The organism is Streptomyces sp. SID12488, from assembly GCF_010548275.1.
In the GTDB taxonomy this organism is placed as follows: domain Bacteria; phylum Actinomycetota; class Actinomycetes; order Streptomycetales; family Streptomycetaceae; genus Streptomyces.
Map to the genome: position 1 here is coordinate 54,490 of NZ_JAAGLT010000017.1, position 19,519 is coordinate 74,008.

General features: G+C 71.1%; 20 protein-coding genes and 1 riboswitch. Of the genes, 6 read left to right on the forward strand and 14 right to left on the reverse strand.

All coding sequences use genetic code 11. The features are described 5' to 3' along the window. Nucleotides 1–3: 3 nt before the first annotated feature. The 3 genes from G3I56_RS24570 to G3I56_RS24580 all read right to left on the reverse strand — a co-directional run bounded on the left by G3I56_RS24570 (nucleotide 4) and on the right by G3I56_RS24580 (nucleotide 4,384). Nucleotides 4–660: a hypothetical protein gene (locus tag G3I56_RS24570; RefSeq protein WP_164412466.1), complete on the reverse strand. Its 657-nt coding sequence runs from the start codon at nucleotides 658–660 to the stop codon at nucleotides 4–6. 283 nt (nucleotides 661–943) lie between these two features. After that, on the reverse strand, nucleotides 944–3,511 hold the full coding sequence (locus tag G3I56_RS24575) for an FtsX family ABC transporter permease (protein WP_164412468.1): 2,568 nt from the start codon (nucleotides 3,509–3,511) through the stop codon (nucleotides 944–946). A gap of 6 nt (nucleotides 3,512–3,517) precedes the next feature. Next, nucleotides 3,518–4,384 carry an ABC transporter ATP-binding protein gene (locus G3I56_RS24580; RefSeq protein WP_164412470.1) on the reverse strand — a complete coding sequence of 289 codons (867 nt, stop codon included), beginning with the start codon at nucleotides 4,382–4,384 and terminating at the stop codon, nucleotides 3,518–3,520. Nucleotides 4,385–4,555: 171 nt separating this feature from the next. Here G3I56_RS24580 and G3I56_RS24585 point away from each other — a divergent pair, with 171 nt between their 5' ends. After that, entirely contained in the window at nucleotides 4,556–4,795 is a 240-nt protein-coding gene (locus G3I56_RS24585) for a toxin-antitoxin system HicB family antitoxin (protein WP_164323469.1), read from the forward strand. 4 nt (nucleotides 4,796–4,799) lie between these two features. Next, nucleotides 4,800–5,174, forward strand: coding sequence for a fic family toxin-antitoxin system, toxin component (locus G3I56_RS24590; protein WP_164323466.1), 375 nt, complete (start codon nucleotides 4,800–4,802; stop codon nucleotides 5,172–5,174). Here G3I56_RS24590 and G3I56_RS24595 read toward each other — a convergent pair. Together G3I56_RS24595 and G3I56_RS24600 are read right to left on the reverse strand one after the other, a co-directional pair. Continuing rightward, nucleotides 5,169–5,906 carry a class I SAM-dependent methyltransferase gene (locus tag G3I56_RS24595; RefSeq protein WP_164412472.1) on the reverse strand — a complete coding sequence of 246 codons (738 nt, stop codon included), beginning with the start codon at nucleotides 5,904–5,906 and terminating at the stop codon, nucleotides 5,169–5,171. The two genes, G3I56_RS24590 and G3I56_RS24595, sit on opposite strands and share 6 nt — an antisense overlap. A 116-nt stretch (nucleotides 5,907–6,022) precedes the next feature. Then, nucleotides 6,023–6,709, reverse strand: coding sequence for an alpha/beta fold hydrolase (locus G3I56_RS24600; RefSeq protein WP_164412475.1), 687 nt, complete (start codon nucleotides 6,707–6,709; stop codon nucleotides 6,023–6,025). Between the two features lie 115 nt (nucleotides 6,710–6,824). Here G3I56_RS24600 and G3I56_RS24605 point away from each other — a divergent pair, with 115 nt between their 5' ends. Beyond that, complete coding sequence (locus G3I56_RS24605; protein WP_164412477.1) at nucleotides 6,825–9,191, forward strand: LuxR family transcriptional regulator; 2,367 nt, start codon at nucleotides 6,825–6,827, stop codon at nucleotides 9,189–9,191. 47 nt (nucleotides 9,192–9,238) lie between these two features. On the opposite strand, the gene bioD is transcribed toward G3I56_RS24605, so the two are convergent. Genes bioD through bioB form a run of 3 tightly spaced genes read right to left on the reverse strand, consistent with a single transcriptional unit; the run spans nucleotide 9,239 to nucleotide 12,397 of the window. Further along, the gene (gene bioD, locus G3I56_RS24610) at nucleotides 9,239–9,961 is read right to left on the reverse strand and encodes a dethiobiotin synthase (RefSeq protein ID WP_164412648.1); all 723 of its coding nucleotides are present in this window, start codon (nucleotides 9,959–9,961) and stop codon (nucleotides 9,239–9,241) included. 2 nt (nucleotides 9,962–9,963) lie between these two features. Beyond that, entirely contained in the window at nucleotides 9,964–11,244 is a 1,281-nt protein-coding gene (locus G3I56_RS24615; RefSeq protein WP_164412479.1) for an adenosylmethionine--8-amino-7-oxononanoate transaminase, read from the reverse strand. Further along, a complete protein-coding gene (gene bioB / locus G3I56_RS24620) occupies nucleotides 11,237–12,397 on the reverse strand; it encodes a biotin synthase BioB (RefSeq protein WP_164412481.1) in 1,161 nt (386 codons plus the stop codon). Before bioB ends, G3I56_RS24615 begins: the two co-directional genes overlap by 8 nt. Before the next feature lie 157 nt (nucleotides 12,398–12,554). Here bioB and G3I56_RS24625 point away from each other — a divergent pair, with 157 nt between their 5' ends. Beyond that, a complete protein-coding gene (locus tag G3I56_RS24625; RefSeq protein ID WP_164412483.1) occupies nucleotides 12,555–13,682 on the forward strand; it encodes an 8-amino-7-oxononanoate synthase in 1,128 nt (375 codons plus the stop codon). Nucleotides 13,683–13,760: 78 nt separating this feature from the next. Here the strand turns inward: G3I56_RS24625 and G3I56_RS24630 are convergent, their stop codons facing one another. Both G3I56_RS24630 and G3I56_RS24635 read right to left on the reverse strand, forming a co-directional pair. Beyond that, entirely contained in the window at nucleotides 13,761–13,985 is a 225-nt protein-coding gene (locus G3I56_RS24630) for a DUF397 domain-containing protein (RefSeq protein ID WP_164412484.1), read from the reverse strand. Nucleotides 13,986–13,995: 10 nt separating this feature from the next. Then, complete coding sequence (locus G3I56_RS24635) at nucleotides 13,996–14,853, reverse strand: helix-turn-helix transcriptional regulator (protein ID WP_164412486.1); 858 nt, start codon at nucleotides 14,851–14,853, stop codon at nucleotides 13,996–13,998. 212 nt (nucleotides 14,854–15,065) lie between these two features. Between G3I56_RS24635 and G3I56_RS24640 the strand changes: the two genes are divergently transcribed. Next, nucleotides 15,066–15,536 (forward strand): ATP-binding protein, encoded by a 471-nt coding sequence (locus G3I56_RS24640; RefSeq protein WP_164412488.1) that lies wholly within the window; start codon nucleotides 15,066–15,068, stop codon nucleotides 15,534–15,536. An 11-nt stretch (nucleotides 15,537–15,547) separates the two neighbouring features. Here G3I56_RS24640 and G3I56_RS24645 read toward each other — a convergent pair whose 3' ends face one another. Then, nucleotides 15,548–16,480 (reverse strand): LysR family transcriptional regulator, encoded by a 933-nt coding sequence (locus G3I56_RS24645; RefSeq protein ID WP_164412490.1) that lies wholly within the window; start codon nucleotides 16,478–16,480, stop codon nucleotides 15,548–15,550. 130 nt (nucleotides 16,481–16,610) lie between these two features. Between G3I56_RS24645 and G3I56_RS24650 the strand changes: the two genes are divergently transcribed. Beyond that, nucleotides 16,611–17,249 carry a LysE family translocator gene (locus G3I56_RS24650; protein WP_164412492.1) on the forward strand — a complete coding sequence of 213 codons (639 nt, stop codon included), beginning with the start codon at nucleotides 16,611–16,613 and terminating at the stop codon, nucleotides 17,247–17,249. Between the two features lie 56 nt (nucleotides 17,250–17,305). Here the strand turns inward: G3I56_RS24650 and G3I56_RS24655 are convergent, their stop codons facing one another. The 3 genes from G3I56_RS24655 to G3I56_RS24665 all read right to left on the reverse strand — a co-directional run bounded on the left by G3I56_RS24655 (nucleotide 17,306) and on the right by G3I56_RS24665 (nucleotide 19,306). Beyond that, on the reverse strand, nucleotides 17,306–17,779 hold the full coding sequence (locus tag G3I56_RS24655; RefSeq protein ID WP_164412494.1) for a C40 family peptidase: 474 nt from the start codon (nucleotides 17,777–17,779) through the stop codon (nucleotides 17,306–17,308). Between the two features lie 3 nt (nucleotides 17,780–17,782). After that, nucleotides 17,783–17,962: riboswitch (cyclic di-AMP (ydaO/yuaA leader) on the reverse strand. A gap of 383 nt (nucleotides 17,963–18,345) precedes the next feature. Beyond that, complete coding sequence (locus G3I56_RS24660; protein WP_006374491.1) at nucleotides 18,346–18,654, reverse strand: hypothetical protein; 309 nt, start codon at nucleotides 18,652–18,654, stop codon at nucleotides 18,346–18,348. A 7-nt stretch (nucleotides 18,655–18,661) separates the two neighbouring features. After that, nucleotides 18,662–19,306 (reverse strand): ATP-dependent Clp protease proteolytic subunit, encoded by a 645-nt coding sequence (locus tag G3I56_RS24665; RefSeq protein ID WP_164412497.1) that lies wholly within the window; start codon nucleotides 19,304–19,306, stop codon nucleotides 18,662–18,664. Between the last annotated feature and the right edge of the window lie 213 nt (nucleotides 19,307–19,519).

Below are 19,519 nucleotides of genomic sequence, written 5' to 3' on the forward strand. Positions count from 1 at the left end.
CGGTCAGGACGCTCCGTCGGCCGCGTTCCTGCGACGCATCGCGAACGCACCCGCGCCGACGACCGCCAGGGCCGCCAGCCCGCCGGCCGTGACACTCGGGGCCGCGAGCGCGCCGCCACCGGTGTGCATGCCACCGCTGGGCTTCTCGTGCTTGGAGCCCCAGTCGCCCTTGGCGCTCTCGTCGGTGCTGTCGTCCTTGCTCCAGCCGTCCTTCTTGTTCTCGTCGGTGCTGTCGTCCTTGCTCCAGTCGCCCTTCTTGCTCTCGTCCGTGCTGTCGCCCTTGCTCCAGTCACCCTCGTTCACCGCGGTGAGCGCACCGCCACCCGTGTGCACCCCACCGCTCGGCTTGTCGCCCTTGCTCCAGTCACCCTTCTTGGCCTCGTCGGTGCTGTCGTCCTTGCTCCAGTCGCCCTTCTTGCTCTCGTCCGAGCTGTCGCCCTTGTTCCAGTCGCCGCCCTCGTTCACCGCGGTGAGCGCACCGCCACCCGTGTGTACTCCACCGCTCGGCTTGTCGTGCTTGCTGTCCTTGTCGTGCTCCTTGCTGTAGGAAGAGTCACCGTTGTCCCAGTCGCCGCCGTCGGCAGCGAAGGCGCCGGGTGCGGCGATCGCGAGAGCGGCCGTGGCCGTCGCGGTAGCGAGGAGCAGGCGGGCAGAGCGCATGGTCGAAGTCCTTCCGCCGCGGCTGGGGCGCTGACGTGATGTCAGCTGACGAGACCCGGCCCCGACGTGATCCACCGTCAGCCAGACCAGCCCGCCGCACCACTCGAGCCGTCCACCCGACTGACCCGCACGGCGGTACCCGGCTCGGACGGCCGACCCTCCCCTGAGCCGACAACAAAGCTCTGACCAGGCATTTAATCGGCTGACCGGCAGTCACATCCCGGTCCGCGCCACGCCGTACGCACAACCCGATCGGCGGCGACACGACTGCACGCATCCCCTGTCACTCGTGCGCGATCGCCGCCAGTACGTTCATCCGGGACGCGCGCAGCGCGGGCAGCAGCGCGGCCACGATGCCGACCAGCGCCGAGCCCACGACCACCTCGACGAGCGTGCCCCAGGGAATCGCCAGCGCCTCCATGCCCTGGAGAGCCAGCACCCGGTGGATGCACACGCCCCACACCAGCCCCAGCCCGAGCCCGAGCACCGCACCGAACACGGCGATCACCACCGACTCCAGCCGGATCATCCGGCGCAGTTGCCGCCGGGACAGTCCGATGGCCCGCAGCAGCCCGATCTCGCGCGTGCGCTCCACGACCGACAGGGCGAGGGTGTTGACCACGCCGAGCACCGCGATGACGATGGCGAGCCCCAGCAGCGCGTACACGAGGTAGAGCAGTACGGCGATCTGGTTGCGGATCAGTTCCTTGTAGTCGGCCTGGTCGCGCGCCTTGATCTGGGGATACGGGGCGAGGGTCCGTTCCAGCGCGGGACGCAGCGTGTCGGCGCTCTTGCCGTCGGCGGCGTTGACGTACAGCACGGCGTCCTGGCCGCCCGGCACGTACTTCTCGGCGACCGCGATCCCGAAGTAGATCCCGCCCTGCGTCCCGAACCCCTCGGCGCTGTCCTGGTCGGTGAGGGCGCCGACCGTCAGCTCGGTCCGGCCTCCGTCCGGGAACTCCACCGGCAGCACCGTGCCGACGCGCACGTCGTGGTCCTTGGCGTAGTCGGCGGACATCGCCAGGTGGCCGTCCGCGAGCGCGGCGGCCGTGTCGCCCTGCGCGTAGGCGACATGGGCGACGTCGGCGAGCCGCGCGTCGTACCCGGCGGCCGTGGTTTCGAGGCGCTTGCCGTCCGGGAACCGCACCGCGACCGGCAAGAACCGCTGCCGTACGACGAGACCGACACCGTCCGTGGCCCGCACCTTGTCGGTGAGCTCCTGAGGGAACGGCGCGAAGTTGTCCTTCTGTACGACGAAGTCGGCGCCGAGCGTCCTGTCGATCTGCTGGTCGAAGGACTTGGTCATCGAGGCGCTGGCCACGGACATCCCGCCGACCAGGGCGAGGCCGACCATCAGCGCGGCGGCCGTGGCCCCCGTACGGCGGGGATTGCGCAGGGCGTTGCGCTGGCTCATCATGCCGACCGGCCCGAAGACCGCCGGGAACGCGCCGCCGAGGACCCGGATGACCGGCCGGACCAGCAGCGGGCCCGCGATGACCGTCGCGAGGAGCGTGAGGACGACGCCGAGTCCCAGCAGGGATGCGGAGGCCGATGTCTCGCCGGCCGTGGCGCAGCCCGCGAGTGCGGCTGCCCCGAGTGCCCCGACGATCGCGCCGACCACCGCCCGGACCCGCAACGGCTTCCCCACACCCGCGATCTCGGCGTCCGAGAGAGCGGCCATGGGGGAGACCACCGCGGCTCGCCGGGCCGGCAGATAGGCCGCCAGGAAGGTGACCCCGAGCCCGACGGCGTACGACGACACGGGAGTGACCCAGCCCACCACCATGTCCGCCGAGCTGAGGTTCATGCCGAACGCGCTCATCAGCTGGATCAGTCCGGCCGCGAGCCCGATCCCGGCGGCGAGGCCGAGCGTCGAGCCGACCAGGCCGAGCAGCACCGCCTCCGTCAGCACGGACCGGCGCACCTGTCGCCGGTCGGCGCCGAGTGCCCGCAACAGGCCCAGTTCGCGGGTGCGTTGGGCGATCAGCATCGAGAAGGTGTTGACGATCAGGAAGACCCCGACGAGCACCGCGATCCCGGCGAAGCCCAGCATCACGTACTTGATCACGTCGAGGAATCCGCCGAGCTGTTCGGCGGCGGACTCGGCCTGTTCGGCGGCCGTCTGCAACTCGTAGTCGCTGGTGCCGATCTGTTTCGCGATACGGCTCTTCAGTTCGGCGTCGCTCACCCCGCTCGCGGCGGTCACCGAGATGCTCGTGGCCCGGCCCGGTGCGCCCAGCAGCATGGTCGGCGCGGTCTTCGGGTCCAGGAACAGCAGCGCCGCGCCCGGGTTGGTGGTGGTGAAGGTGGCGATCCCGACGATCCTGACCTTGAACGACCCCGGCTGCGCCTGGACGGTGAGCGTGTCGCCGATCCCCACGTCCTTGCTGTCGGCGGTGTCCGCGTCCAGCAGTGCCTCGCCGTCGCCCCGGGGGACGCGGCCGGAGGTGAGTTCGACGGGGCTGCGGTCGGTGAGGTACCAGTCGGTGGCGATGGTGGGGGCGCCCGAGGTCGGTGAGACCGACTCGTTGCGGTCGTCGACGACGCTGATGTTGTCGACGGACGCGTCCGCGTGGGCGTCCTCGACGCCGTCGACACCCGCGACCCGCTGCGCGAGCGAGGCGGGCAGGGTGAGGACCTCGCCGGACGGCACCGACGACTCGAAGTCCTTCCGGGGGTTCACCGTGACGTCGGCGGACGTGGAGGCGAAGAGCCGGTCGAAGGTGCGGGTGACGGTGTCGGAGAAGATCAGGCTGCCCGCGACGAAGGCCACGGACAGGACGACGGCCAGCGCGGAGAGCAGCAGTCTGCCCTTGTGGGCGAGGAAACTTCTGAGCGTTGCCTTCAGCACGGGTCGTCAGTCCTCGTCGGTGGGCTTGGTGAGGGAGGGAGCGTCGGTGTCTTCGGGGGTGCCGGGGGAGGCGGCCCGGGTCTGTCCCTGCCCCTGTCCCGGTCCTCCGGAGAAGAGGCGCATGCGTTCCAGGACCGCCTCCGCCGTGGGGCGGGCCATCTCGTCCACGATCCGGCCGTCGGCCAGGAAGAGCACCAGGTCGGAGTGGGCGGCGGCGCCCGGGTCGTGGGTCACCATGACGACCGTCTGGCCGAGGTCGTCGACGGCCTCGCGCAGGAAGCCGAGGACTTCGAGCCCGGCGCGCGAGTCGAGGTTGCCGGTCGGTTCGTCCGCGAAGATCAGTTCGGGGCGTGAGGCGAGCGCCCGGGCACAGGCCACGCGCTGCTGCTGCCCGCCGGAGAGCTGGGACGGCCGGTGCTTCAGCCGGTCCCGCAGCCCCAGTGTGTCGATGACCTGGTCCAGCCACTTCTGGTCGGGCTTCTGGCCCGCGATGTCCATGGGCAGGGTGATGTTCTCGACGGCGTTCAGGGTCGGGATCAGGTTGAACGACTGGAACATGAACCCGATCCGGTCCCGCCGCAGCCGGGTCAGGTCGCGGTCCTTCAGTCCCGTGATCTCCGTGTCGCCGAGCCACACCTGCCCCGCCGACACGGTGTCGAGCCCCGCCAGACAGTGCATCAACGTGGACTTGCCCGATCCCGACGGTCCCATGACCGTGGTGAAGCGCCCGCGCGCGATGTCCACGTCGACCGAGTCGAGGGCGAGCACGGTCGTCTCGCCCGAGCCGTAAGCCTTGGTCAGCGCGCGGGCGCGGGCCGCGGGCCCGTCCGCCTCCGCGTGCCCGGGGGCGTGCTCCGCAGCAGGTGTGGACAAGGCTGTCTCCTTCGGTAGCTTGTGCTGGTCGTGGCCGTCCCGATGTCGTGCCGACGCCCCTCGTTCCTTGTCCCGGCCGAGCGTAGTGTGACGAGGCGCACACCCGGTATCCCTTTTCGCTCCTGGGTGACCCTCTTGCGGGTGCTAGCACTCACGCGCTAGCGTCTAGGTATGGCGAAGACTCAGCTGAACGTCCGGGTGGACGAGGGCACCGCCCGCGCGGCGCGCGAGAAGGCCCTGTCCCGCGGAATGAGCGTCAACCGCTACATAGAAGAGCTGGTCCAACAGGACACCGGCGAGGCGGGCCACACCTTCGTGGAGGCCGCCGCCGATTTCATGAAGCAGTACGAGTCCGTCTTCGCCGAAGAGTTCGGCACGGACCGCGAAGGCAAGCGCGAAGGTCGTCACTGAACCCTTGGACAACCTCAGGATCGACCTCGCCTGGCTCCTCATGATCGCGGAACGGAAGACGCCCGGAGACCCCCAGGTCTCCGACTGGGGCGCCCTGGTTGCCGCCGTCGCCCGCCACGAGGCCGAGATATTCGACATCCCCGTCTACGACAACCCGCACGCGAGGGCCGCCGCCCTCCTGCAACTCCTGCTGCACGTGCCCGCGTTGGAGCGCTCCAACGCGTTGTTCGCCTCCGCGGTCGCCTACGCCTACCTCATCGCCAGCGGGGTCAAGGTCGTCACCTCGCCCGAGCAGGTTCGCGATCTGGCCCGGCTGGTCAAGACCGGCAACGCCTCGGTGCACGACATCGCGCACGAACTGCGCCAGTGGAGCCTATGAGGGATCCGGCTCCGTCTCCGGCCCCGGCTCTGCTCCTGGCTCACTACCCGGCTGTGGGGGGCGCCAGGCGCTGCCCATCACGCAGTACGAGGTGGGTAGTCGCGGCCCCTCCTCGGGCAGCAACAGCCGCCGGTAGGGGCCGAGTTCGAACCCGGCGTCTCGCAGCGCGGCGATGGGGTCCCGGGCCACATGGCAGCCGCCGGCGAGCGCGGGCCACACTGTGCGGTCGAGGGCGCGCTGAGTGAACCGCATCGCGGGCCCGCCCCCGGCGCCGTGTTCGAGGAACCGCACCTCACCACCGGGCCGCAGCACCCGCCGTACCTCGCCGAGCGCCCGGGACACGTCCCGCACACTGCACAACACCAGCGAGAACACGACCGCGTCGAAGGCCTCGCCCTTCACCGGCAGCGCCTCGGCCGTACCCGGGACGACATCGACGGGCACTTCGGCACGCATCGCCGCCTCCACGGCCAACTGCCGCAGCAGGCGCTCGGGTTCGATCGCGACGACCTCGGAGACGGCGCCCGGATAGTGGGCGAAGTTCAGACCGTTGCCGGCACCGATCTCGATCACCCGTCCGGAGAGCCCGGCGAGCAGCCGGTGCCGCAGGGCGCCCAGGCCGATGCCCGTCTCGGCGGCCACGCTGAGCCGGGCGTAGTAACGGGCGAACAGCGGATGGTGCACGGGATCCCGCGGCACCTTGCCGGAGCCTGCGGTGGACCGTAGCGGCATGGGACCTCCCGAGGAGGAACGACCTCACCGCGATTGTCCCCCGCACGGGACCCGCGCACCCTCGCTGCCGCCGGGAACCGGCGGAATCAGGCCGTATCCGACGGGATCCGACGGGATCAGGCGATGAAGTTGCGGACCTGCGAGTAGACGCCGAAGTCGTTGTTCATCTCGTCGTGCGAGACGCAGCCGACCTCGACGTTCGTGGCGCCGCTCAGGATCGCGGTCGTGTCAGGGTTGAGGGCCTCGTCGCAGTTGGACCAGTAACTGGCGTACGACACACTGCCCGGCGTCTCGTCGCCCGAGTTCAGCGAGGTGAGGAACGAACTTCCCGTGTTCATCTCGGAGCACGAGGTGTACAGCCACGCACACAGAGAGGCGAGCGACGTGCCGTGGTTGGTACCGGCCGTGGAGACGAAGTCGTCGACGTACGCGGTTCCGCCGAGGTTCTTGAGGTAGTAGCGAGCGCTGAGCGCGCCCATGGAGTGGACGACGATGTCGACCTTCGAGGCGCCCGTCGCGGCCAGAACTCTCTTGACCTCGGTGGCCAGTTGCTGGGCCGTCGTGACGTTGGACTGGGACCAGGAGTACGACCATGCGTCCAGCTCGGAGGCCGTGTAGCCGTCGGCCTTGAAGTCGGCGACCCAGTCGTTCCAGCTGCTCGACGAGCTGCTGATGCCGTGCACGAAGACGATCGGGTTGTGGGTCGCGGCCTGGGCAGGTGTCGCGGCGAGCGAGAGGGACAGGAGCATCGAGGACACGACGGCCGAGACGGCTGCTGTGACGCGTCGCATATGGCGCTGCATGGTGCCTCCTGATATGCGTGGGGTTGGCTGGAGTGTCAGGCCGGGTCTACGCGCGCCGCATCGGTGAAATCGCCGGTCTTTACGTGCCTTGTAACTCGCCAGTAACGTGAGTGGTGTGGTGACCTCGGTGAACCCCCCGCCTCAGCCGCGCACTTCGCCACCGGAGCTCACGGACGCGTGGCAGCAGCTCGGCCCCCCACTTCCCGAAGGCGTCCGCGTGCGCGTGCTGTGTGCCGCGTACGGCGATCCGCGCGCCGCCGCCGAACTCGTACCGCTCCTCACCGAACGGCAGGCGGCAGGACTCGACCCGCTCCCGGCGGAACCCGCCGCGCTCGCCCCCGAACTGCTGCGCGCGCACCGCCGGGCGATCCGTGCCCTGCCCGACGACACCCGGCTGCTGCTGCTCCTCGCCGCGGCCGACCAGTACCCGGTGCAGACCCACGCCTTCCTGCGCGCGGTCGCCGCCGCCCACCTCGACACCGAGGCACTCGAAGCCGCCGAGGCGGCCGGGATCGCCCACGCGACGGCAGGCGGAGTCGTCTTCCGCGACGCGTGGACACGCATCGCGGCCTACGAGTCCGGGTCCTCGGCGGACCGGCGCGACATGCACCGACTGCTGGCCCGCGTCCTGCACGGCGACGGTGAGTCGCCCCGGCGCTCCTGGCACCGGGGCGCCGGCGCCCTCGGCCCCAGCGCACGGCTCGTCGCCGAGCTGGGCGCCGCCGCGCGCGGGGCCCGTGAGGTGGGCGACCACCTCCTGGCCGGATCCCTCGGCGAACGCGCCGCCGCCCTCTCGTCCGACTCCCGCGAACGGTCCCGGCTGCTCTCCCGGGCCGCCGCCGACGCCTGGCACCGCGGTGACGGGGACCGGGCCCGCGGTCTGGTGGCGTCCTCGGACGGGAGTGCGCTGGGCGGCATGCTCGCCCTGCGGTCGGGCAACGCGACCGAGGCCTTCGACGCGCTGCTGACGGCCGGGGTCCGGCACGCGCGGGCCGCGCTGGAGCAGGGGAACGAAGGGATCGGGGCGAGCGTGCTGAATCGTTCCGCCGAGGATCAAGGGCCTCGTTCCGGCCCGACGGAACGATTCGGTACAGCGGACGACCCCTATGCGTACCCGTACGCGACCCGGTACCCGCACCCGGACTCACAGTCGTCGCGCAGTGTCCCGAACCCCGCTCTGGACGTCGCCGTGCACCTGTTGGCACGTGCCACCGAGGCCGCCGTCTACACCGGCGACCTCCGCCGCTGCCGGGAGGCGGCCACCGTGGCCGCACGGCTCGGCGTCATCCCGCCCGGCACCCTCGCGGGACTGGCCGCCGCCGTCGAGGGACGGTACGAGGACGCCCGCAACCTCCTCAAGGCCGCCGCCGGGCGCTGCGGTCCCGGAGGCGACCCCACCCTGCTCATCCACTCCGGCATCGCCGCACTGCTCCTCGGTGACCACTCCGGCGCCGAACGCGCCACCGTACGGGCCGCCGCCTCCGCCCGGGCCCGGGGCGAGACGGTGACCGTCCCGCAGGCCATGGAGTTCCGGGCCTACGCCGACTTCTGGACCGGACGCCCACGCGCCGCCGAGGCCGCCGCGGCCGACGCACTCTGGCAGGCGTACGCCACCGGCCAGGACAACGGCGCCTGTCATCTGCAGGCCGCCCTCGCCATGTTCGCGGCGGTGACCGGCGACGGCGAGGTCTGCCGGGAACGAGCCGAGGCCGCCCGTACCCACGCCCGCGCCCACGGTCTGGGCCTGCCCGCCGCGCTCGCCCTGTGGGCGCTCGCCTTCCTCGACCTCTCCACCGGCCGCTTCGAGAGCGCCGCCGCCCGGCTGCGCGCCCTCGCCGGATTCGGCCCCGGTCACGGCCACCGGGCCATCCGGCACCTGGCCACCCCGCACTACGTCGAGGCCGCCGTCCGCACCGGTGACACCCGCGTCGCGCGCGCCGCCCACGCCGACTACGACCGCTGGGCCACCGCCGTCCGCAGCCCCGACGACCTGGCGCTCAGCGCCCGCTGCCGCGCTCTGCTCGCCCCCGGTGCCGAAGCGGTCGATCACTACCGCATGGCCCTCGACCTGCACGGCCACGGCACGCGAGACTTCGAACGCGCCCGTACGGAGCTGCTGTTCGGCAGCGCGTTGCGTCGGCTGCGCCAGCGGACCGAGGCGCGTGACCGGCTGCACAGCGCGCTGGAGGCGTTCGAGACGTTCGGTGCGCCGCACTGTGCGACGCAGGCACGGGCGGAGCTTCGGGCCTTGGGGGCGCCGGTGACCATCACGTCGAGGCCGGCGGATCTCACTGCTCGGCTTACGGCGCAGCAGTTGATGGTCGCGCGGATGGCGGCGGATGGTGCGACCAATCGGGAGATCGCTGTTCGGCTGGCGTTGAGTCCGCGCACGATCGATCATCATCTGCGGGGGGTGTTCTCGCGGTTGGGGATTCGGTCGCGGATTGAACTGGTGCGGTTATTGGGGGAAACGGGGTTGTGAGTTTGCTGCGGGCCCGGTGGGGGCTGGTCGCGCAGTTCCCCGCGCCCCTAACAGAGGGGCGTTTCTCGTGCCCGGAACTCTGACGCCTCCCAAGTTCCGCCCAGCGCGGGCGCCAGCCAACGTCCGGCTCTCGTGCGGAAGTTGGCCGGGGACAGCGCCCCCGCCCCCGCGGGCAGCGCTCCTACCAGAGGTGCTCCGGCGACCACCGGCAGGTCCGCCAGGTTGCAGCGGGCCGCCAGGTCCGGGGAGTTCGGCCAGCTGCGGATGACGATCCCCGTCAAGTGGATGTCTCTGCGGGTCAGTTCACGGGCCGTCAGTTCTGTCGCGTTGAGGGTGCCCAGGCCCGCCGACGCGACAACCAGTACCGGAGCGTCGAGCAGTTGGGCCGCGTCCGCCAGGGTGCCACCGTCGTCGTCGAAGCGTACGAGCAGTCCGCCCGCGCCCTCCACCAGGACCACGTCGTACTCGGCGGCCAGTTTCGCGGCAGCCTCCGCCACCTCGGCCGGCCGTACCGGTGGCAGCGAGGCCCGGCGGGCGGCCGTAGCGGGGGCCAACGGGTCCGGATAGCGGGCGAGTTCGAGGGTCCGTACGGCACCCGCGAGCCGCGCGACCTCGTCGGCGTCGCCACGCTCGTCCGGACGTACCCCCGTCTGCGCGGGCTTGAGCACGGCCACCGTGCGGCCCGCGGCGAGGGCCGTGGCGGCGACGGCGGCCGTCGTGACCGTCTTGCCGATCTCCGTACCCGTCCCCGTGATCACCAGGATCGGCATGCTCATCCCTCCTGTGCCGCCGCGCACACCGCGCGCGCGATCCGGGCCACGTCCACGTCGCCGGTGACGTACGGCGGCATGGTGTAGACGAGGTCGCGGAACGGCCGCAGCCACACGCCCTCGCGCACGGCCGCCGCCGTGGCCGCCGCCATGTCCACCTCGTGGTCGAGCTGGACCACCCCGATCGCGCCCAGTACGCGTACGTCCCGGACCCCGGGGAGTTCCGACGCCCCGGCGAGTCCGTCCCGCAGTCCGGCCTCGATCCGTTTGACCTCCGCCCGCCAGTCCTGGTCGAGCAGGAGCCCGATCGAGGCGCAGGCCACGGCCGCCGCCAGGGGGTTGCCCATGAAGGTCGGGCCGTGGGCGAGCACCGGGACCTCGCCGCGCGAGATGCCGTCGGCCACCCGTGGTGTGCACAGCGTCGCCGCCATCGTCATGTATCCGCCGGTCAGCGACTTGCCCACGCACATCACATCCGGCGTCACCGCCGCGTGCTCCGCCGCGAACAGCGCGCCCGTGCGCCCGAACCCGGTCGCGATCTCGTCGAACACGAGCAGCACGCCGTACGCGTCGCACGCCTCGCGCAGCACCCGCAGATAGGCGGGGGAGTGGAACCGCATCCCGCCCGCGCCCTGCACCACCGGTTCGACGATCACGGCGGCCAGTTCGTCGGCGTGCCGCTCGATCGTGGAGCGCAGGTGGTCGGCGTAGGACTCCTCGAACTCCGTGGGCGGCGCGTCCGCGAAGACCTGGCGGGGCAGGACGCCCTGCCACAGCTCGTGCATACCGCCCTCGGGGTCGCACACGGACATCGGCTGCCAGGTGTCGCCGTGGTAGCCGCCGCGCCAGGTCAGCAGGCGCTGCTTGGCCGGACGGCCCACAGAACGCCAGTACTGCAGACACATCTTGACGGCGACCTCGACCGACACCGATCCGGAGTCGGCGAGGAAGACGTGCTCGAGCCCGTCCGGCGACAAGTCGACAAGGAGCTTCGCCAGCCGTACGGCGGGCTCGTGGGTGAGCCCGCCGAACATGACGTGGCTCATCCGCGAGAGCTGATCGCGTGCCGCCTCGTTGAGCACCGGGTGGTTGTAGCCGTGGATCGCCGACCACCAGGACGACATCCCGTCGACCAGCTCGCCCGCCTCGTCCGCCAGCCGCAGCCGCACCCCGCTCGCCGACTCCACGACGAGCGGTTCGACCCGGCCCGGCATGGGCCCGTACGGATGCCAGACGTGGCGCCGGTCCAGGTCGAGCAGGTCCGACAGGGGCAGGTCAGGCATTGGGCGCGAGGTCCGTTCCGGCACCTCGGCGTCGTACGGTTACCAGGTCCGTACGCGGTTCCGGCGTCGCCGCGTCCGAGGCGCAGGCGCCCGCCTCCGTGCCGCACGTCCCCGACGCTGCCGATGACGCGCCGCAGCCGCCTCCGGCCGCCCGGTGTTCCGGCAGCGTGACCTGGTCGGTGCCCTCGATCTCGAAACCGGCGTCGGCGATCATGTCGAGGTCGGCCTGGCCGGCCTGGCCCTCGGTGGTGAGGTAGTCGCCGAGGAAGATCGAGTTTGCCAGGTTCAGGGCGAGCGGCTGCATCGTGCGCAGATGGACCTCACGGCCGCCCGCGATACGTACCTCCGCGTCCGGGCAGACGAACCGGACCATCGCGAGGATGCGGAGACAGCGCTGCGGGGTGAGGTTCCACTCCTTGGCCAGCGGGGTGCCCTCGACCGGGATGAGGAAGTTGACCGGAACCGAGTCGGGGTCGAGGTCGCGGAGGGAGAAGACGACGTCGACGAGGTCCGCGTCGCTCTCGCCCATGCCCGCGATCAGGCCCGAGCAGGCGGACAGCCCGGCCGCGTGCGCCTTCTGGACGGTGTCGACCCGGTCCTCGTAGGTGTGGGTGGTGGTGATGCCGCCGTAGGTGGCCTCGGAAGTGTTGAGGTTGTGGTTGTAGGCGTCCGCGCCCGCCTCGCGCAGCCGCTCGGCCTGACCGTCGGAGAGCAGCCCGAGGCAGGCACACACCTCGACGCCCTCATTCTGGTCCTTGATCGCCTTGATCGTGCCGGCCACCCGGTCCACGTCCCGGTCCGTCGGACCGCGCCCGGACGCCACCAGGCAGACCCGCTTGGCGCCCCCGGCCAGCCCGGCCGCCGCGGCCTTCGAGGCCTCGTCCGGCTTGAGCCAGGTGTACTTCAGGATGCCGGTGGTGGAGCCGAGGCGCTGGGAGCAGTAGGAACAGTCCTCGGGGCACAGACCCGACTTCAGGTTGACCAGATAGTTGAGCTTCACTCGCCGTCCGAACCAGTGCCGGCGCACCTTCCCGGCGGCGGCCACCACATCGAGGAGATCATCGTCGGAGGTGGCCAGCACGGCCAGCGCCTCTTCGCGGGTCGGCAGCTCGCGCCGCAGCCCCTTGTCCACCAGCGTCGTCAGCAGGTCCATGGAAGCCGATCCTGACGTATCCGACCGGCTGAGGGAAAGGAGGGTTCGTACAACAGAGGCGCTTCGACGTGTGGGTATTGCCACATCCTGGGTGTCGGAGGGTCCAGCTAGGGTCTGTCCACTGCCTACAAACGTGTAGCTGCCGGGAGGACCGACCATGGCGTTCGGCTGGATCGACGAGCAGGCCGAAGCGCGCCGCCGCGCCGGACTCGTGCGGACTCTGCGGCCCCGCCCCGCCGACTCGCCGCTCCTCGACCTCGCCAGCAACGACTATCTGGGCCTGGCCCGCCACCCCGAGGTCACCGAGGGTGCGGCCCGGGCCGCCCGGCGCTGGGGCGGTGGGGCCACCGGATCGCGGCTCGTCACCGGCAGTACCGAGCTGCACGCGGAACTCGAACGTGAACTGGCCGGTTTCTGCGGTTTCGAGGCCGCCCTGGTCTTCTCCTCCGGCTACGCGGCCAACCTCGCCGCGGTCACCGCGCTCGCACCGCACGGCTCCCTCGTCGTCTCGGACGCGGGCAACCACGCCTCCCTGATCGACGGCTGCCGCCTGGCCCGGGGCACGACCCAGGTCGTCGGGCACGCCGACCCGGACGCTGTTCGCAAGGCGCTCGGCACGCACACCGGGCCCGCCGTTGCCGTGTCCGACACCGTCTTCTCGGTCGACGGGGACGCGGCACCGCTGACCGAACTCGCCGCCGTCTGCCGGGAGTTCGGCGCCGGGATGATGGTCGACGACGCGCACGGGCTGGGGGTTCTGGGCGAGGGCGGGCAGGGGTCGGCCTACGCGGCCGGGCTGGCGGGCGCACCGGACGTCGTCGTGACCGTCACGCTGTCCAAGTCGCTCGGCAGCCAGGGGGGTGCCGTGCTGGGTCCGGCTCCGGTGATCGAGCACCTCGTCAACGCGGCCCGTACGTTCATCTTCGACACCGGCCTCGCTCCTGCGGCGGCCGGCGCGGCCCTCGCGGCCCTCACGCTGCTGCGCCGCGAGCCCGAACGGGCCGCACGGGCGCGTGCGGTGGCGCGCGAGCTGCACACCCGGCTGTCGGCTCAGGGGCTGTCGGCGGTACGCCCGGACGCGGCCGTCGTCTCCGTGCGCGCGCCGTCACCGGAGGGTGCCGTGCGGTGGGCGGCAGACTGCCGGGCCGCGGGAGTGGGCGTGGGCTGCTTCCGCCCGCCGTCCGTGCCCGACGGAGTGTCCCGGCTGCGGCTGACCGCCCGCGCGGACCTGACCGAGGAACAGATCGCGCGGGCGGTAAGAGTGATCGGCGAGAACCGACCGTAGATCCTTGGATCCGTGGTGCGGGTGATCAGTGACACGCGACCATGAGTCGGCGAACCGCGGCCGTGCGTCGTGGGGTGATCACCGGAGCGCGGTGAGGAACCCCTCCCAGCTCTCGGGGGAGAAGAGCAGGGCGGGCCCCGCCGCGTTCTTGGAGTCGCGTACGGCGAGCAGTCCGGCCCGGACTCCGGTGTCCGGACGGGCCGTCTCCACACAGTTGTTCGCGCCGGTGCTGTAGCTGCTGCGCACCCATTGCGCACCGGGCGGTTCGACGACGGACAGTACGTTCCGAGGCAGTGCGGACATTGGTGCCTCCTTACACGCCGTGATTCAGACCGGCGATGAAATCCAACGAATCCCCGGGCGAAAGGGCGTGGATCTGAAGGGTGTTGAAGGCCTCGCTGTAGGCCTGGAGGTCTTCTTTCCGTTCGAGGTAGAGGCTACTCATCATCTGGTCGAGAACAACCACATCCAAGTCAGAAGTGCTCGGAAAGGAGAAGATTACGAAAGGGCCGGTGATGCCGATGTACGCCCCCGCGGCGAACGGCAGGATCTGGAGCTGCACTTGGGGCAGCCGGGCCGCTTCCACGAGGCGTTCCAGCTGACGCGTCATCACCTCTGGCCCGCCCACTTCACGGCGCAGCACCGCCTCGTCGAGGACCGCGCTCAGCGCCAGCGGCGGATCCGAACGCAGCACGTCCTGCCGGGCCAGCCGCACCTCGACCAGGGCGTCGAGCCGCGTCTCCTCCAGGCTGTCCACAGCCGCCCGGGTCATCGCGCGGGCGTACGCCGGGGTCTGCAGCAGCCCCGGCACCACCGAGGTCTCCAGCGTGCGCATCGCGCTGGCCTGCGACTCCAGGCTGATGAAGTCCCGGTAGGTGGGCGGCAGTACGCCGCGGTAGGCGTGCCACCAGCCGTGCTGACCGCCGTCCTCGCCGCCCGCCAGCACGAGCAGCAGCTCGCGCGACTCACCGTCCGGGACCTCGTACGCGTCCAGGAGTAACCGGACGTCCGCCGGTTTCACCCCGCTCGCGCCTGTCTCGATCCGGCTCACCTTCGACTGGTGCCAGCCCACCAGACGGGCCGCCTCACCGCTCGTGAGGCCGGCCCTGGCGCGCAGCACGCGCAGTTCGGCACCCAGTTTTCGGCGGCGCACCGCGGGACCGTACTGCATGGGCCACTCCTTACTCCTAATGAGCCGCCCAAATACGCTCTGGGGTCGCAGAGTTCACCGCTTCGAGCGACAGATATATGCATATCTTGGTGGATCGCACCCCGTGACCGGCGCGGGAATGGCAGTCTGGCGCGAAGCACCAGTCCGGGACCGTACTCGAACCAGCCGCTCCGTGTCGGGCCGCGGTCCTGTGGGAAAGGGACGACGTCGCCATGGCAGACCACCTGGAAGCATCCGTCACTCTGCCGAGCGATCCCGCCTCGGTCTCCGCCGCCCGCGCGTATGTGGCCAACGTGCTGGCGGAATGGGGCCTGCCGGGTGACACCGAAGCCGCCGACAGCATCCGTCTGATCGTCTCGGAACTCGCGACGAACGCCGTACAGCACACCTTCGGGTTGTCACCCACCTTCACGGTGGACGTCGCCCTCGACCGTGACGAACACCTGCGCATCGGAGTGACCGACAGTCACCCGCGCTTCCCCAAACGGCTGCCCGCCGCCGTGCAGCAGGACAACGGCCGCGGGATGGTCATCATCCGCTGGCTGACCGCCGAGTCGGGCGGCAGACTGCGGGTCCACCCCACCCGCGAGGGCGGCAAGACGGTGTCGATCGAACTTCCCTGGACGGCCCCGACGGTCCCGGTCGGGCCCCCCGTGACGGCGGTCGGCCAGCAGGAGCCGTAACGGTTCGCCGCCTACGCCAGGTTGCCGCTGCCGCTTGCGTGTGCCCGGCCGAAGGCGCCCCGAAGCAGGGCGCGGAAGGCGTCGGCCGCGGGCGCGGTCTCGCCGGTGCGGCGGACGACCGAGATCGTCCGGCGGAGGTCGCCCGGTTCCAGCAGTCGGGTCCCGACCGGTGTGACCGCCGTCCGCGCGACCATCTCCGGTACGACCGCCACCCCGAGCCCCGCGCTGACCAGCGCGCACACCAGGGCGTACCCCGGCGTCGCCACCAGCACCGACGGGGTGGCGCCGGCCCGGGCGAGGGCCGCCTCCACGCCCTGGCGGGGCGGATGGTCCGGCGCCATGCTGATCAGCGGCTGGCCCGCCAGCTCGGCCAGTGGCAGCCGCGACGGGTCCCCGGCCAGCACATGGCCGGGCGCGGTCACCAGGACCAGCTCCTCGACCAGGACCGGCTCGGCGGTGACCGACGCGGGCAACGGCGCGGAAGCGGCCGGTTCGTAGGTGTGCGTGAGCGCGAGATCGACCTCCCCGGCAGCCACAGCGGCCACTCCGGCCAGCGGTTCGTAGTCCGCGACGGACAGCTCCACGTCCGGATGGGCCCGGCGGAACGCGCTCAGCACCGGCGGCAGCAACTGGATGCCGGCCGTCTGGAAGGTGCCCAACCGCAGCGCGCCGCCCGACAGGCCGGTGAGCCCGGCGAGTTCGTGCCGGGCCCGGTCCAGCTCGTCCAGCACTCGACGGGCCCGCACGACCAGCAGCTCGCCCGCCGGTGTGAGCCGGGCGCCCCGGTGATGCCGTACGAGCAGAGCGGTGCCCGTCTCCCGCTCCAGTTTGGCGAGTTGCTGCGACAGCGCGGGCGGTGTGTAGCCGAGGCGCTCGGCGGCGCGGGTGATGGACCCGGCCTCGGCGACCGCCACGAGGGCGGCGAGGCGGGTGGGGTCGTACATCCGGCTGCTCCAGGTACAGAAGAGACGGGAGGCCGACGGGAGGCCATGGCCGAGGCTTAACGGTTGCTTAAGGCAGACCCAGGATATTCGACATACCTGCTGAAGGCTGCCTCCGGGCACGCTGGACGCCATGGACGCACAGCTCATCGCTTTCACCGGGGTCGCCGCGGGCATGGTCGCCATGCCGGGCGCCGATTTCACCGTCGTCGTGCGCAACGCACTCGTCTCCCGGCGGGCCGGGGTCGTGTGCGCGCTGGGGGTCACCGGTGGGCTGCTGCTGCACACCGCGCTGGCCGTCGCCGGTGTCGGAGCCGTACTCACGGGGGTGCCCGCGCTCTTCCGCGCACTGCAACTGCTGGGCGGGGGCTACGTGCTGTACCTCGGGGCGCGGACGCTGTGGTCGCTGCGCGGGCCCCGGGTGGCGGCGGCCGAGGAGGCGCGGACCGCCGTACGTCCGTGGCGGCAGGGCTTCGTCACCAACGCGCTCAATCCCAAGGCGCCCATCACGTTCCTGAGTCTGCTGCCGCAGTTCGTGCCGGCGGACGGTCCCGCGCTGCCCCGGACGCTGCTGCTCGCGCTGATCATCGTGGCGCTGGCCCTGGTGTGGTTCCCGGCGGTGGCGCTCCTGGTGGACCGGCTCGGCCGGTGGCTGCGTCGGCCGCGGGCTGCCCGTGCCGTCGAGGCGGTCACCGGCACCGCGCTGACGGGCCTCGGTGCGCTGCTCCTGCTGGAGCCGCTTCTGTCACTGCTGTCGCCTCTGTCGCTGTGACGGGTCCCGGGCCGGGACGGCGGCCTGCCTACAGCCGCCGTCCCGCCCCGGGGAGGTCAGCTGACCCGGCCGTACCAGACGCTCTTCGTCCAGATCTTCTGGAGCTTCACGACTTCCCCGGTCTTCGGGGAGTGCCAGATCTTTCCCTTCCCGGCATAGATGCCCACGTGGTAGACGTTCGAGCCCGAGTGGAAGAAGACCAGGTCTCCGCTTTTACGGCTCTTGGCGGCGATGTGCTTGGTCTTGTTGTACTGGGCCGCCGCTGTACGCGGCAGGGACTTGCCCGCCTTCTTGAACGAATACTGCGTAAGACCGGAGCAGTCGAACCTCTTCGGTCCCGCGGCCCCGTACTTGTACGGGGAGCCCTTCTTGGAGGCCGCGATCTGGAGTGCCTTCGTCGGCGGTGTGATCGCCGCGGCGTCGGTCGCGACGCCCGGGATCACCAGGCTGCCGCCCACGGCGGCGAGCGTGAGAGCCGAAGCCGTACCGGCCCTGCTCATCAGCGACGGGACACGATTGAGCGCAGACATGCGTAACCCTTCGTCAGCCGCCTGTGAAGGATGACCTGTCGGATTCGGGCTGACAAAGTTGCCCGGCCGCTGACGCGGCTTCACCCCAAGGGCTGCTCGGCCCGGTCATGGCGTGACCGTTCCGGCGACCCGTCGTGCCTGGGTCCTCCACTCCTGCCGATGCACATCTGTCGACCGGTCATCCAGGCGGCGGCAGGACTCGGCGTCCGCCCGGATCGCCCCGCCTCTTGTGGCGGGGGCTTGTCGTCAGGAAGGGATCTTGGCTCATGTAAGTAGGAAAATCCCAATGGAATCGGGGCTTTGTGGCGTTACTCACCGCTGGCCCATTCGGGTGGACACCCGTACCCCCGCGCGACTTTCGAGGGGGTCGCGCACCCCCGGACCAGGGCTTGAGCGGTCTCGTTTCGGTTACGAACTACGCGCGTCGCGCAAGCCGAACGGGACGCTCGGGGGAGCCGCGACTACTCCAAACAGGGGATGCCATGCGGTCACTTCCCGCCCCGTTCCGGACGGTCGGTCACCGCGACACGAGGGCCCGCCGGGCACGGCTCCGCCGACCGGGTGAGTCAACTGGCGGGCTCACGCGGAACGGTGACGCGCGCCGTGCGGCGCTCCCCGTCGAGGACGCGCAGCGCACGCGCCAGAGTGTGGGCGTGCACCTCGGCCTCACCCCGTTGATGCATCAACTCCAGCGCGTCCCGCAGCGCCACCGCCTTGGCGACCAGCGCCTGCGCGGCCCGCAGACCGCGGTACGTGTCGCCGTGGTACGCCGGGTTGATACGGCCGAGCAGATCGGCCACTTCGAGGTAACGGTCGATCAGCTCGCCCTCCGCGCGCGTCAGTGCGGGCAGCGGAGGCAGTTCGGGCGGAAGCATCGGCGGCTCACCTCGTGCCGGGGGCGGGGGGCGAGGACTTGCGGCTGGGCACGATCCGGTCCACCAGGCCGTATTCCAGGGCGGCCTGGGCATCGAGGATCTTGTCGCGCTCGATGTCCGCAGAGACCTGCGCCGGGCTCTGTCCGGTGTGCCGTACGAGCAGTTCCTCCAGCAGGTTACGGACCCGGCCCAACTCCTGGGCCTGAATCGCGAGATCGCTGGCCTGTCCATGGATCGGCTCGGACAGCGAGGGCTGGTGGATGAGGACCCGGGCCCCCGGCAGCGCGCTGCGCTTGCCCGGCGTGCCCGCGGCCAGCAGTACGGCCGCAGCGGAGGCCGCCTGCCCCAGGCAGATCGTCTCCACCTCGCAGGTCACGTACTGCATCGTGTCGTAGATCGCCGTCATCGCGCTGAACGAGCCGCCGGGGGAGTTGATGTAGAGCGAGATGTCGCGGTCCGGCGCCAGGTATTCGAGATGCATGAACTGGGCCATCACGTCGTTCGCCGAGATGTCGTCGACCGGGGTTCCGAGAAAGACGATCCGCTCCTCCAGGAGCTTGGAGTACGGATCGAGTGTCCGGCTCCCGGCACTGGTGCGTTCGGTGAACTCGGGCAGGACGTAGCGGGCTGACGGGTCGTCGCTGTCGTTCATGGCGCGCGCCTCCTCGGTGGCTTCCGTCAAAAATGTACAGGACGTACAGAGTCTGACGCGAGGGCTCCGCGAGGTGCTCGCTGACAGCGAAAACCCCCGGGGAGCGCGCGGCTGCTCCACGGGTTTTCGGTGCCGGCTTCGGGCGGAGGTCAGATGGGCGGGGCCTCGGTCGGCCTGCCGTAGAGGGTGAGCGCCGGCCGGCCGCGGGAGGTG

Excerpts from the sequence above, each read along its gene's own strand:
- bioB (WP_164412481.1), bottom strand. The coding sequence starts at position 12,397 with ATGGACCTGCTGACGACGCTGGTGGACAAGGGGCTGCGGCGCGAGCTG.
- G3I56_RS24615 (WP_164412479.1), bottom strand. The coding sequence starts at position 11,244 with ATGCCTGACCTGCCCCTGTCGGACCTGCTCGACCTGGACCGGCGCCAC.
- bioD (WP_164412648.1), bottom strand. The coding sequence starts at position 9,961 with ATGCCGATCCTGGTGATCACGGGGACGGGTACGGAGATCGGCAAGACG.
- G3I56_RS24600 (WP_164412475.1), bottom strand. The coding sequence starts at position 6,709 with ATGCAGCGCCATATGCGACGCGTCACAGCAGCCGTCTCGGCCGTCGTG.
- G3I56_RS24645 (WP_164412490.1), bottom strand. The coding sequence starts at position 16,480 with ATGTACGACCCCACCCGCCTCGCCGCCCTCGTGGCGGTCGCCGAGGCC.
- G3I56_RS24655 (WP_164412494.1), bottom strand. The coding sequence starts at position 17,779 with ATGTCTGCGCTCAATCGTGTCCCGTCGCTGATGAGCAGGGCCGGTACG.
- G3I56_RS24665 (WP_164412497.1), bottom strand. The coding sequence starts at position 19,306 with ATGAACGACAGCGACGACCCGTCAGCCCGCTACGTCCTGCCCGAGTTC.
- G3I56_RS24570 (WP_164412466.1), bottom strand. The coding sequence starts at position 660 with ATGCGCTCTGCCCGCCTGCTCCTCGCTACCGCGACGGCCACGGCCGCT.
- G3I56_RS24640 (WP_164412488.1), top strand. The coding sequence starts at position 15,066 with ATGGCAGACCACCTGGAAGCATCCGTCACTCTGCCGAGCGATCCCGCC.
- G3I56_RS24595 (WP_164412472.1), bottom strand. The coding sequence starts at position 5,906 with ATGCCGCTACGGTCCACCGCAGGCTCCGGCAAGGTGCCGCGGGATCCC.
- G3I56_RS24650 (WP_164412492.1), top strand. The coding sequence starts at position 16,611 with ATGGACGCACAGCTCATCGCTTTCACCGGGGTCGCCGCGGGCATGGTC.
- G3I56_RS24635 (WP_164412486.1), bottom strand. The coding sequence starts at position 14,853 with ATGCAGTACGGTCCCGCGGTGCGCCGCCGAAAACTGGGTGCCGAACTG.
- G3I56_RS24630 (WP_164412484.1), bottom strand. The coding sequence starts at position 13,985 with ATGTCCGCACTGCCTCGGAACGTACTGTCCGTCGTCGAACCGCCCGGT.
- G3I56_RS24660 (WP_006374491.1), bottom strand. The coding sequence starts at position 18,654 with ATGCTTCCGCCCGAACTGCCTCCGCTGCCCGCACTGACGCGCGCGGAG.
- G3I56_RS24625 (WP_164412483.1), top strand. The coding sequence starts at position 12,555 with ATGGCGTTCGGCTGGATCGACGAGCAGGCCGAAGCGCGCCGCCGCGCC.
- G3I56_RS24585 (WP_164323469.1), top strand. The coding sequence starts at position 4,556 with ATGGCGAAGACTCAGCTGAACGTCCGGGTGGACGAGGGCACCGCCCGC.